Origin of the sequence: Mesorhizobium sp. M2A.F.Ca.ET.037.01.1.1 (assembly GCF_003998075.1) — a bacterium.
GTDB lineage: Bacteria > Pseudomonadota > Alphaproteobacteria > Rhizobiales > Rhizobiaceae > Mesorhizobium.
In genome coordinates, this window is the sequence record NZ_RZSA01000074.1 from 1 (window position 1) to 11,983 (window position 11,983).

Sequence of the window (11,983 nt, forward strand, 5' to 3'; positions counted from 1 at the left end):
TCCGCGGCCTGACCAAATCCTTTGCGGGCGAACTCGCGCTCGACCGCGCCGATCTCGATATCGAGCGCGGCCGGGTGCACGGCCTTGTCGGCGCTAACGGCGCCGGCAAGTCGACGCTGATCCGCTGTCTCGCCGGCGTCACCAGTCCGGACCAGGGCAGCGTGACCATCGCGGGCAATGAGCTTCAGCTGGGCACGCCGAAGGCGTCCGAGCGCGCGGGCCTCGCCTTCATCCATCAGGAACTCAATCTGATCCCGCATTTCAGCGCCCTGCAGAACATGCTGCTCGGTGCGCCGAAGGTGACGCGGTTCGGCATGATCGACTGGAAGCGCTCGGGCGTCGCCGCGCGCGCCGCGGCCGAGCGCGTCGGCATCCGGTTTCCGCTCGACACGAAAGTCTCGGAGCTCTCGGTCGCCCAGCGCTGGCTGGTCATGATCGGCAAGGCGCTTACCCGCGACGCCAGCATGATCGCGATGGACGAGCCGACAGCCTCGCTCTCCGCGCCGGAAAGCGAGCAGCTCTTCGCCATCATCCGCGATCTCGCCGCCCAGGGCGTCGCCATCCTCTACGTGTCGCATCGGCTGGAAGAAGTGCTGCAGCTTTGCGACAGGATCACCGTGCTCCGCGACGGCCGCATCGTCAGCCAGGCCGAGCGCGGCGCGCTGGATAAGAAGGGATTGGTTCGCGCCATCATCGGCCATGCCATCCGCACGCCGGATGAGCGCGACCGCCTTGCCCCCGACCGCAGCCGGCAGCCGGTCTTTTCCGCACGCTCCATTGCCTGGAAGCAGGCGGTGAAGGATGTGAGCCTCGATCTCTACAAGGGGGAGGTTCTGGCGCTCGGCGGGCTCGTCGGGGCCGGCCGCACCGAATTCGCTCATCTCGTTGCCGGGCTCGCTCGCCCCGAGGCCGGCCATTTCGAACTGGACGGCAAGCGGCTCAATGTCGCCAACCCGTCCGAGGCGGTCGAGACAGGAATCGCCCTGGTGCCTGAGGAGCGCCGCTCGCAAGGGGTGATGCTGCAGCAATCTGTAGCTTTCAACATCAACATCTCAACACTGAAGCTGCTGCGCAGCGTGCCCGGTCTTCCGTTCCTTTCCGACGCCAAGGGCCGGCGGCAGGCGGAAAGCCTTGTCGCCCATCTCGGCATCAAGACGCCGAGCGTGACGGCCAGGATCGCCGGCCTTTCCGGCGGCAATCAGCAGAAGGCGTTGATCGCGCGCTGGCTGAATGCCGGCACCAGACTTTTAATCCTCGATGAGCCGTCGCGGGGCGTCGATGTCGGCGCGCGCGAGGAGATACATGACGCGATCCGCGCGCTTGCCCGCTCCGGCGTCGGCATCCTGGTGATCTCCTCCGACGTCGAGGAACTCACTTTGCTGGCCGACCGCGTCCTGGTGATGCGCGAGGGCCGCATCACCGGCGAACTCACCGGCGCCGACATCACCGAAGCGCACATCATCGAGCTCAGTTATCACGACGCGCATGACGATCAAGGAGAAGCGGCATGACGGCCGAGACTGTCCCCGTGGCAAAGGAAGCGCCGCAGGCCCGCAGGTCCTCGTGGAAGCGGACCGCACTGATCGGCCTGTCGCGCTACGGAACGATCATCGGGCTGCTCTTGATGGTGTTGTTCTTCTCCATCAACGCGCCTGGCGTTTTCCTGTCGCGCGCCAATTTCCTCAACATCCTGAGCCAGGCTTCGCTCACCGCGATCATTGCCAGCGGCTTGACTTATACGCTTGTAGTCGGCGAGTTCGATCTCAGCATCGGCTATGTGGCAAGCTTCGTCGGCCTCATCGTCACCGGCCTGATGGCCTATGAAGGCTTTCCAATCTGGCTGAGCATCATCTGCGCGCTCGCCCTCGGCGCCGGCATCGGCATCCTCAACGGCCTGCTGGTGACCAAGGTCCGGATCAACGCGGTGATCTCGACCCTTGGCATCGGCACGATGCTGACCGGCATCGGCTTCACCTACAGCGCCTTTCCGATCGCCACCGGCATCCCGCGCGCCTTCACCGACATCTCGCTCGGCCGCATCGTCTTCGGTCTGCCCAACCCGGTGATCATCATGGTCGTGGTGCTGCTGGCGCTCTGGACCGTGCTCAACAAGACCGACATCGGCCAGAAGATGCAGGCCGTGGGCAGCAACATGGAGGCGGCGAGGCTGTCCGGCATTCGCGTCGACCGCATCAAGATCTTCGCCTTCGCCACCGCCGGCTTCTGCGCCGCACTCACCGGCACGCTGCTCTCGTCGCTGCTCGGCAGCGGCACGCTGGCCGCCGCCGACGGCTACCTGCTCGACGCCTTTGCCGCGGTGTTCCTCGGGTCCGCCACCTTGCGCGAGGGCGAGTTCCACATTACCGGAACGCTGGTCGGCGTGCTGATCCTGGCGGTCGGCTTCAACGGGCTCAGCATCTTCGGCGCGCCCACCCATTTCCAGCCGATCTTCAAGGGCGGGATCCTGGTTCTCGCCGTCGGCATGTCGGCGCTCGCGCGGCGCTACGCCGCCTCGGCGTGAGAGGCGTCACCGCTCGAGACGGTTTCAGGCGTCAGCCGAGATATTTGTTGAGGATCGACATGCCGCCGGAGCGGATCGTCTCCGGCTTCATCTCGTCGACGATCTCGCCATGCGTCATGACGTAGAGCCGGTCGCAGACCCGGGTTGCGACGTCGGTGCGCTGCTCGACAAGAAGCAGCGAGGCGCCGCGTTGGCGCAACTCCAGCATCGCCTTGACCACGATGTCGACGGCAACGGGAGAAAGCGCCACCGACGGTTCGTCGAGCAGCATGATCTCGGGGTCGCTCATCAGCATGCGGCCGATCGCGACCATCTGCTGCTCGCCGCCGCTGAGGAATGACGACAGCCGCTGGCGATAGGCCTTGAGGACAGGAAAGAGGTCGTAGACAGACGCGAGCAATGTCTGGGTGCGCGCCCGGTCATGGCGCAGATGCAGGGCACCGAGTAGCAGATTGTCCTCGACTGACTGGTCGAGGAACAGGCGGCGCCCCTCCGGCGCGATCGCGGCCAACCCGCGGGCGATGCGGTGGGTGGGGAGCGCCGAGACATCGGTGCCGCCGATGCGGATCAGGCCGCGCCGCTGCTTGACGAGGCCCATGATGGCGCGCAGCACTGTTGTCTTGCCGGCGCCGTTCGGTCCTAGCAAGGCGACGGCCTCGCCCTTGCTGACGCTCAGCGCCACGTCGCGCACGACGTCGAAGCGGCCATAGCCGGCGCTTAACGAGTTGATTTCGAGGGTGGGCTGTTCGCTCATTCGCCGAGATACACCTGTCTGACCACCGGGTCGGCACGCACTTCATCGGCGGAGCCGGTGAGGATCACTTCGCCGGCGTTGAGCACGGTCACGCGGTCGCAGAGCGGGAACAGGAAGCGCGTCTGGTGCTCGATGATGATCATCGTCACGCCCTGAGTCTTCAGACTGGCTAGGATCGCGGCCAGATGCCTGACCTCCTCGGCGGACAGTCCGGTCGCCGGCTCGTCGAGCACGATGATGTCCGGCCCGGCCACGCAGACCGAGGCGAGCTGCGTCAGCTGCTCGATGCCGTGCGGGACGTCTGCTACCTGCCTCGCCGTCCAGTCGCCGGCGCCGACGAGGCTGAGAGCCTCGCTGGCACGGCGTTGCATGGCCGCGAGGTCGCGCCGGCCGGAGGCAAGCATCGGCCAGAGCGGCGCGCGGCGGACGATGCGCGGCACGCGATCGAAGAGCCCGACCATGACGTTCTGCGTCGGCGTCAGTTCCTTGACCAACTGCGCGGCCTGGAAGGTGCGCCGCAGTCCCAGCCGCGAGCGGCTGCTCGCCGGCATGCCGTCGACGCGTGTACCCTTGAGTAGGACTTCCCCGGCATGCGGCGTCAGGCGGCCAGATATCACATTGGCCAGCGTGCTCTTTCCCGAGCCGTTCGGGCCGATCAGGCCATGGATATGGCCGCGGCGGACGACCAGGTCGATATTGCGCAGGACCTTCGGGCCGAGCCCGTAGCCGAATTCGATGCCCCGGCACTCCACGATGACCTCGGAGTCTTTTGGCGAAGCGTACGAGGGCGCAATAGCGGGCGGGGCAGTCAAGGCTTCGGCCGCGGCGGCATCTGCCACCTGGGCTGTCCCGCCGGCGCGCCGTGCAAGCGCGCGCCGCGCAATGCCGACGACACCGTCGGGCAACAGCGTGATCGCCAGGATCGAGAGCGCTCCGTAGACGATCTCCTGCAGCCAGGGATTGATGTTGACGACATTCGGGAACATCGAGACGAACATGGCGCCGACGACCGGACCGATGCTTGTGTTGATGCCGCCGATCAGCACCATCACAAGCACGTTCAGCGACACCGACCAGTCGAACTGGCTGGGAGAGACGACGCCGAGGAACGAGAAGAGCCAGCCTGCCCCTCCGGCCATCGCGGCCGAGACGCCGAAGACGCCGACCTTGATCGCCGCCGTGCGCGCGCCGGCGGCCTCAGCGAACGGCTCGGCGTCGCGGATCGAAAGCAGGATCGGGTAGAGCGGCGAATGGCGAATATTCCAGACCAGGCCGAGGCAGGCGAGCAGCGCCAGCATGATGCACCACACCAAAGGTGTGCCGAGCCATTCCAGGCTTGCCGGGAAATCCGGAAAGGCCGGGCCGAGCAGTCCCTGTAGGCCGCCGGTGACGGTGACCATGTCGGTCGCCAGGACCGTCAGCACCAGCGTGAAGATGAAGGTGGTGATGGCGAAGTAGAGGCCGCTGACCCTAAGCGACATTGCGCCCACGGCCATGCCGATCAAGCCCGTTGCCGCCAGGACCAGCATGAGCAGGCCGAAGACGTTCCAGCCATAGTCGTTGGCAAGGATCGTCGTCGCGTAGGCGCCGATTCCGAAAAAGCCGCCTTGGCCCAGCGAATACAGGCCGAGCATCCCGGCCACGAGGTCGAGGCTGATCGCAAGGATGCCGAAGACAGCGGCCACCAGCAGTAGGCTCTGCAGGCCGAGGTCGGTTTGGGCGACATAGGCGGTGGCCGCTAGATAGGCGATCAGGGCAGCGGCCAGCCCGGCGGCGCGCCAGCGGCCGATGCGAAGCCTTGGAGCGGCGGCGCCCGACTGAGTATCGAATGCAGGGGCCATGCTCACCTCAGCCGCGCGTCATGGCCGCTCGGCGCGGGCGAAACAGTGGATTGCTGGTGCTGAACAGGCCTTTGGGCGAGACGATCAGGATCAGCACGAGCACGATGAAGGGGAACCAGTCCGAGGCCTGTGAATTGATCAGCGCGTTGGCGCCTTCGGCGCAGACGCCGAGCAGCACGCCGCCGAACATCGCCGCTATCGGCCGCTCGGTGCCGCCTCCGATCATCATGGCTATGAAGCCGTAGGTCCCGAACGTATCGCCGAGATAGGGATTGGCGAAGGTCGAAGGTCCGATGAGCAGGCCCGCGATCCCCGCGTAAACGGCGGAGACCGTGAAGGCGACGATCGCGACGATTGCTGTGTTGGCGCCGATGGCCGATGCCATCTCGGGATCGGCTGCCGTCGCCATGCCGAGCTTGCCGAACAGCGTATAGCGCCGCACGATCTCGAAGCCGGCGGCAAGCACCGCGGCGGTGACGATGGCGAGAAGCTGCTGGGCAGTCAGCACCGCGCCGCCGATCGGCAGGCTGATGCCGTTGAGGATCGGCGGAAAAGCCTGCGACGTCGGGCCCCAGATATAGGCGGCCGCATTTTCGACGATCACTGCGAAGCCTAGCGTCGACACCAGCCAGCCGAAGCTGAAGCGGTTCGACAAAAGGATCGGCCGCACCGCGATGACATAGGACAGGATGCCGACGATGCACGAGCACGCCAGGCCGGCAAGCGCGGCCAGCCAGACCGGATAGCCGGAGGAGGCGAGCTCGGCGGTGACCATGACGGTCACCATCATCAGCTGGCCCTGCGCGAAATTGATGATGCGGGTGACGTAGAACGAGATCGCGAGCGCCATGCCGATCAGACCGTAGATCGATCCTATCGCTACCCCGCTCAACACGAATTGCAGCACTGGTGGCTTGCCCCTCTCCCCTCGCCGGCGTCGCCTCCTCAGCCGGCTTGACCGCCTCGCGGGAGACGCTTCCGTCGGATAGCCGCCCGAATTCAAGATGAACCGTCGGGCGGGGGTTCCATGCCGCAATTTGTCCAGCTCTGGCCTGCTGCGCCGGTGTCAAAAACCTAGTCGAAAATGACCGTCCGGAAATAGCTGATGCGAGTGACATAACAGCTATGAGCGCAGCGATTGAACGGCGTTTCGGAACGGTGAAACGCGGGGCGCGGCGAGGCGGTCCAAGGCGTCTTTCGGCGCGCGGTTTTAGGAAGTTGGTTTGGTATAAAAGCAAGTGGGAGCAATAAGTTATCCTAGATGCCGAGCTCCCTTTTTGCGATACCGATGATCGTGCCCGGTCGGCTTCTCCAGTGGCATTGACAGGGTCGCTGAACCGGCTTCGGGGCGCTGGCGCTCGCGTTGACAAGGCCTGGCGACGGGATAGCAAAATCCATCACCGAGAGGGCGCGGGAAGCGCAGGGCAATTGAGCGATCGGGTTGTCGGTTCCTGCCCACCGATCGCAGGGAGGAAAATCAGACATGAGAAAACTCGCGACGACTTCCGCGATGTTGCTGGCCACGACGGCGTTCTGGGGGCTCTGCGTTCAAGCCAGCGCGGCGGACGAATATCTCATCGGCCTCATCGCGGGAACGACCGGCGCCTATGGTTCGACCGGTGTCGCCACGGTGAACGGCTCGCAGATGGCGGTCGACGAGGTCAACGCCGCCGGCGGTGTCGATGGCCACACCTTCAAGCTCGACCCGCATAACGACAATGCGTCGGCCACGCTGTCCGGGCAGCTCTATGAGAAGCTGATGTCGCAGGGCGCGATCGCTATTGCCGGCTCGCCCGACACCGGCCCGGTCACGGCGCAACTGGCTGAGCGCCATAAGTTCCCGACCATCGGCGTCGTCGACGATGGCGGCCTCACCGTCAATCCGGACGGGCCGACCAGCCCGCCGAACCCGTGGGTCTTCGACTTCGGTCTCAACACCTTTGCCTGGGGCGAGAAGATCGGCCAGCATGCATTGAAGCACTGCCCCGATGGCCTCGCGGTGCTGCATGATCCATCCACATACGGGCAGGGCGGTCTGTTCGGCATCCAGCTTGCCTATGACAAGGCCGGCAAGAAGATCGCCATGGATCACACCATCACCGAGAACTGGTCGACGGGCGCGACCGCTGGCCTGATGCCGGAGGTCAACGCCATCAAGGCCGCAGGCATCAAATGCGTCGACGTGTGGCTCACCCCGCAGGACCAGGCTGCCTTCGTGCAGGACCTGCATTCGATTGGTTACGACGCCATCGTCTACGGCAATGACGAGACCAACGCCGACGATACCTACTCGAAGCTCGCCGGCGACCTTGCCGATGGAACGATCACCGCGATGCTGACGACCGAGCTGCATCCGGGTCCGGAACTTCTGGCGTTCAAGGACGCCTACAAGAAGAAGTTCAACGTCGATGCCACGCCCTTCTCGGCGGGCGCCTATGACAGCATCAAGATGCTGGCGCAGGTCATCAAGGACGTGAAGTCGACGAATCCGAAAGACCTGCAGAAAGGCTTCAACGCGGTCCAGGGCTTCAAGGGCATGACCGGCAATATCAGCTTCTCCGAAAAGAGCCACATCACCATCACCGCCGAGCAGGTGACGCTGGTCAAATACGACGCCAAGAGCAAGACCTGGGTCGAAGTCACGGATTGACGTCTGGCTTAAAAACACACGGGCCGGTCCATCGGGCCGGCCCGGAGCCGTTTTTGATGTCCGTTTTCTAGAGCTGAACCATCCAGCTTTCAGGAACGAGGCGGAAGCCATCCCCCGCCTTCACCAGATGCGCGAACCCGGGCAGATGCAGGTGCCCGCCGGTGACGAGCAGCCGCTCGTTGGCGACATGCTCGAAGATCTTGCGGCGGTTTTCATGCGCCAACGCTTCATCAACGTCGAACTCGCTGGTGACCTGCGGCCGCGGAATCTGGATCTCCGGCACGTGCACCGTGTCGCCCCACATCACCAGCGTTTCGCCGGCCGAGTCGAGCTGATAGCCGCTATGGCCGGGCGTGTGTCCAGGCAGCGGAAGCTGCCGGATGCCCGGCACTACCTCGCCGCCTTCGGCGGGATGGAAATGACCCCGATAGCTGGACAGCAACGCATCGGCCGAACCGGTATAAGGCCGCGCCGCGGCGGACTTTTCAGCCTTCTCGGGATTGGACCAGAAGTCGAGATCATCCCGGTGAACGATGACTTCAGCCCGTGGAAAGAGCGGCTTGCCCGAAGTGTCCATCAGGCCGCTCGAATGGTCGGGATGGATATGGGTGAGCAGGACGGTGTCGAAGTCCGTGGGCTTGAAGCCGGCGGCTTCGAGATTCTGCGGCAGCAGCCCCATGGAATAGACCGTGGTCGACCCGCCTCCGGCGTCGACCAGGACGGTGTTCTTGCCCGTCTCGATCACGAAGGCATTGACGGTGAGACGCGGTTCCGTGTGCCGGAACTGCTCGCGCATCAGGCCCTCCATGTCGCCGCGATCCGTCCCGCGCAGGATGGCCACGCTGATATCGAGGAAACCGTCATTGATGACGGTCACCATGGCATCGCCCACTCGGCGTCTGTAGACCCCCGGCGTCTGTTTGCGCGGCTCGTCCGTCATCATTTCCTCCCGGTGCGACAGGCGCCTTTGGCGCCTCCTCTTGTCGCTCAGCAGTTTTGCGCGATTGGCAAGGCGGAGTGAAGCGATGAGGCAGTGCGGAATCAGGATAACAGCTATGGCGCTTGTCGCATGACAGGCCTTGCCGACGATGCCGAAAGTGTCCGGCTTTCAACCCACCGCACAGCTCAGGCGTCCGATGCCCCGCCCGGCATGAAACATAACTGATATTCCCTGGGCGGATATGTCTTGAGCCAGCCAAAAAGGGGATGGTCGCGGCGAGGAAAAGCAGGTCGCGAAGGGCTTCGCGACGGGCCGGCAAGGCCTGGTTCGGGAGGTGGCGCAATGGCCAAGGCGCGGTTGTCGCAGGAGGGCGTGGTGTTCGCGCTCGCCGTCGCGCTGTTCGTGGTTTTCGCCGCCACGCTGAACAATTTCCTGACCGCGGGAAATCTGATCGCTCTGGTGCGCAGCGTCTCCATCCTGGGCATATTGGGCCTCGGCATGGGGCTGGTCGTCATCGGCCGCGGTATCGACCTTGCCATGGTGGCGACCATGGTGGTGTCGCTGTCCTGGGTGCTGTCGATGGCGCAGGCCGGTATGCCCTTCGACACGGCTCTGGTCTACGGCGCCCTGCTGGCACTGGTATCCGGTTTGGGGAGCGGCATCCTGATCGCCTATGCAGACATTCCCGCCATCTTCACTACGCTTGCGATGGGCCTCGTGATGTATGGCTCGGGACGCGCCTTCCTGTTCCAGATCGACGTTCAGAACTCGCCTGCCGGCGTCGACTGGTTCGACTTCCTTGGACGAGGGGCTTTCCTCGGCCTGCCGATGCCCATCGTCGCCTTTGCCGTGCTGGCCGCACTGGTCGCGCTGGTGTTGATGCGCACGCGCTTCGGCCGCTTCGTCTATGCGGCCGGAGACAATGCGCTCGCCGCGCGCATCACCGGCCTGCCGCTGCGCCCGCTGATCGTGGCGCAATATGTGATCAGCGCTCTGATCGCTTTCCTCGCCGGCGTGGTGATGGCCGCCGCCGTCTCGGGAATGAGCACGCGGGTCTACAACTCGACGATGATCTACGACGTGCTGCTGGTCGTCGTGCTCGGCGGCATCAGCCTCAGCGGCGGCCGCGGCAGCGTGCGCAACGTGCTGGTGGGGACGCTGCTGGTCGGCGTGCTCCTCAACGGCATGACCATCCTCGACATCACCTACACGACGCAGAACCTCATCAAGAGCCTGATCCTGCTGCTCGCCATCACGGTCGATAGCTTCATCAACCCCAGGGACGAGCAGACTTCGCAACAGAGCCAGGGCGACATCTGAAGACAAGCTTTGCAATCCAATGGGAGGAAATCATGAAATTCAGAACTATCCTGGCGGCCGGGCTCATGGCACTCGGCCTGGCGGGGGCCGCACATGCCGATGACGGCCTCGACAATCCGTCGCGCAATCCGTTCTACGACGGCCTCAAGGGCAAGCGCGTCGTCTTCATTCCGCTGGCCATGGGCTTCGACCTGACGGAGGGCTGGGCGGCGATCATGCGCAAGCAGGCGGCCGACCTCGGCTACACGCTCGAGATCCGCGACCCGAACTGGAGCACGGATGCCGGCACGCGGGCGCTGACGGCGCTCATCGCCGAAAAGCCAGACCTGATCATCGCGCACAATCCTGACGTCCAGTCCTATGCGCGCCTTTTGAAGCGTGCGATGGACGCCGGCATCAAGGTGGTCCAGCTCAACCTGGAATCGGTAGTGCCGACCGACGCCTATGTCGGCGCCGACTGGTCGCGCGTCGGCTATATCGAGTCGGACGCGCTGGTGAAGCAGTGCGGCACGGGATCGGGCAAGTCCGGCAAGATCGCGATCATCCGCGGCCAGCCAACAGCGGCGTCGGACCTCTACGAGCTCTATGCCTACAAGCAGACCTTCGCCAAGGACCCGGCGATCAAGATCGTGTCCGAGCAGGCCGCCCAGTATGATCCGGCCAAGGCGCGCGCCATCATGGAGACGGTGCTGCAGCAGCATCCCGATCTCTGCGGCGTGGTCGGCAACTGGGACAACCAGGATGTCGGCGCGGGCGCTGCCATCCAGGCGGCGGGCAAGGCAAACGACGTCTATGTCGTGACCTCGGGCGGCGGCAACCAGATCGGCTGCGACAACATCCAGAAGGGGCTTCTCGACCTGATCATCAGCTATGACGTGCCGCTGCAGGGCAACGCGATCAACCAGCAGATCGTCCAGACGCTGCTGTCGCCCGCCAAGGCAGGCGAATCGAAGACCTCCTACTACACGCCGCTGACGCTGCTGACGAAAGACAATATCGGTCCGCGCACCTGCTGGTCGCTCGACCAGTTGAAGTGAGCCGGGGCAAGTCAATCAGCATCATGTCAAGCGACACTCTAGCGTCTCTGCGCTCGCGCTATCTCCCCGATCATCTGATCGGGGAGATCATGTCCAAGCGATGGATCGACAACGCCATCCCGTTCACCGCGCTGGTGCTTACCGTGCTGGTGATGGGATCGATCATTCCCGACTTCCTGTCGCTGTCCAGCTTGTCGGATCTCGCCCGGCAGTTCGCCGAATTCGGGCTTGTCGTCCTGGCGCTCACCGTCGTCATGATCTCGGGCGGCATAGATCTCTCAGTGGCCTCGGTCTTTTCGCTGGCCGTTCTGTTCTCGCTCATCGGCGTGAATGTCTACGAGCTGCCCGTGCCGGCTGTTCTCGCCGGCATTCTCGGCATGGGAATGATCTGCGGCGCCATCAACGGCGTGCTGATCGGCTATCTGCGGCTGCGCGCCTTCCTGACGACGCTGGTCAGCCTGATCATCTTCCGCTCGCTCTACGAGATCGTCTTCGTGCGCATGTCGACCTCGATCATGTCGGGGTTCTCGATGTCGGATCTGTGGGTGTTCATCGGCGAAGGCACGGTGCTCGGCATTCCGGTGTCGCTGGTGATCACGCTGACCATCGCGCTTGCCTGGCATCTGGTGCTCTCTCGCATGCGACCCGGCTGGCGGTTGACGGCCGTCGGCGGGGCGCGGCGCTCGGCCTTCAATGCCGGGATCAATGTGCGCTTCATGGTGTTCCTCACCTATGTCGCGTCGAGCACCATGTGCGCGCTGGCCGGCTTCCTGTTCGCCGCACGCCTCGGCAGCACGGGGTCCGACACCGGCGTCGGCCTGGAGGTCCAGGCGCTGACCGCCGCGGTGCTCGGCGGGACCGCAATCGGCGGCGGCCGGGGCTCCGTCGCCAAGGCCATCATCGGCAGCCTGCTTGTGCTC

10 protein-coding genes are annotated in these 11,983 nt (G+C 64.6%); 6 read left to right on the plus strand and 4 right to left on the minus strand.

Annotated features, from left to right (window positions below; genetic code table 11):
* Both EOA27_RS06280 and EOA27_RS06285 read left to right on the plus strand, forming a co-directional pair.
* The coding region (locus tag EOA27_RS06280) for a sugar ABC transporter ATP-binding protein (protein ID WP_145970274.1) at nt 1-1,511 on the plus strand (1,511 nt) is incomplete at its 5' end.
* Nucleotides 1,508-2,521, plus strand: coding sequence for an ABC transporter permease (locus EOA27_RS06285; protein WP_126081377.1), 1,014 nt, complete (start codon nt 1,508-1,510; stop codon nt 2,519-2,521). The genes EOA27_RS06280 and EOA27_RS06285, both read left to right, overlap by 4 nt.
* Before the next feature lie 31 nt (nt 2,522-2,552).
* Here EOA27_RS06285 and EOA27_RS06290 read toward each other — a convergent pair whose 3' ends face one another.
* From EOA27_RS06290 to EOA27_RS06300, 3 genes are read right to left on the minus strand one after another with little or no spacing between them, the layout of a single operon-like run.
* On the minus strand, nt 2,553-3,275 hold the full coding sequence (locus EOA27_RS06290) for an ABC transporter ATP-binding protein (protein ID WP_126081378.1): 723 nt from the start codon (nt 3,273-3,275) through the stop codon (nt 2,553-2,555).
* On the minus strand, nt 3,272-5,116 hold the full coding sequence (locus EOA27_RS06295) for an ATP-binding cassette domain-containing protein (protein WP_127255759.1): 1,845 nt from the start codon (nt 5,114-5,116) through the stop codon (nt 3,272-3,274). Before EOA27_RS06295 ends, EOA27_RS06290 begins: the two co-directional genes overlap by 4 nt.
* 7 nt (nt 5,117-5,123) lie before the next feature.
* On the minus strand, nt 5,124-6,023 hold the full coding sequence (locus tag EOA27_RS06300) for a branched-chain amino acid ABC transporter permease (RefSeq protein WP_126081380.1): 900 nt from the start codon (nt 6,021-6,023) through the stop codon (nt 5,124-5,126).
* Nucleotides 6,024-6,599: 576 nt separating this feature from the next.
* Between EOA27_RS06300 and EOA27_RS06305 the strand changes: the two genes are divergently transcribed.
* A complete protein-coding gene (locus tag EOA27_RS06305; protein ID WP_126081381.1) occupies nt 6,600-7,766 on the plus strand; it encodes an ABC transporter substrate-binding protein in 1,167 nt (388 codons plus the stop codon).
* Between the two features lie 67 nt (nt 7,767-7,833).
* On the opposite strand, the gene EOA27_RS06310 is transcribed toward EOA27_RS06305, so the two are convergent.
* Nucleotides 7,834-8,709, minus strand: coding sequence for an MBL fold metallo-hydrolase (locus EOA27_RS06310; RefSeq protein ID WP_126081382.1), 876 nt, complete (start codon nt 8,707-8,709; stop codon nt 7,834-7,836).
* 339 nt (nt 8,710-9,048) lie between these two features.
* Here EOA27_RS06310 and EOA27_RS06315 point away from each other — a divergent pair, with 339 nt between their 5' ends.
* The 3 genes from EOA27_RS06315 to EOA27_RS06325 form a co-directional block, all read left to right on the plus strand.
* Nucleotides 9,049-10,026 carry an ABC transporter permease gene (locus tag EOA27_RS06315; RefSeq protein ID WP_127255761.1) on the plus strand — a complete coding sequence of 326 codons (978 nt, stop codon included), beginning with the start codon at nt 9,049-9,051 and terminating at the stop codon, nt 10,024-10,026.
* A 32-nt stretch (nt 10,027-10,058) separates the two neighbouring features.
* Nucleotides 10,059-11,063, plus strand: a complete 1,005-nt coding sequence (locus EOA27_RS06320; RefSeq protein WP_126081384.1) for a sugar ABC transporter substrate-binding protein — start codon at nt 10,059-10,061, stop codon at nt 11,061-11,063.
* Between the two features lie 89 nt (nt 11,064-11,152).
* Nucleotides 11,153-11,983 (plus strand): ABC transporter permease (locus EOA27_RS06325; protein ID WP_189561970.1); only part of this gene is annotated, 831 nt, incomplete at its 3' end.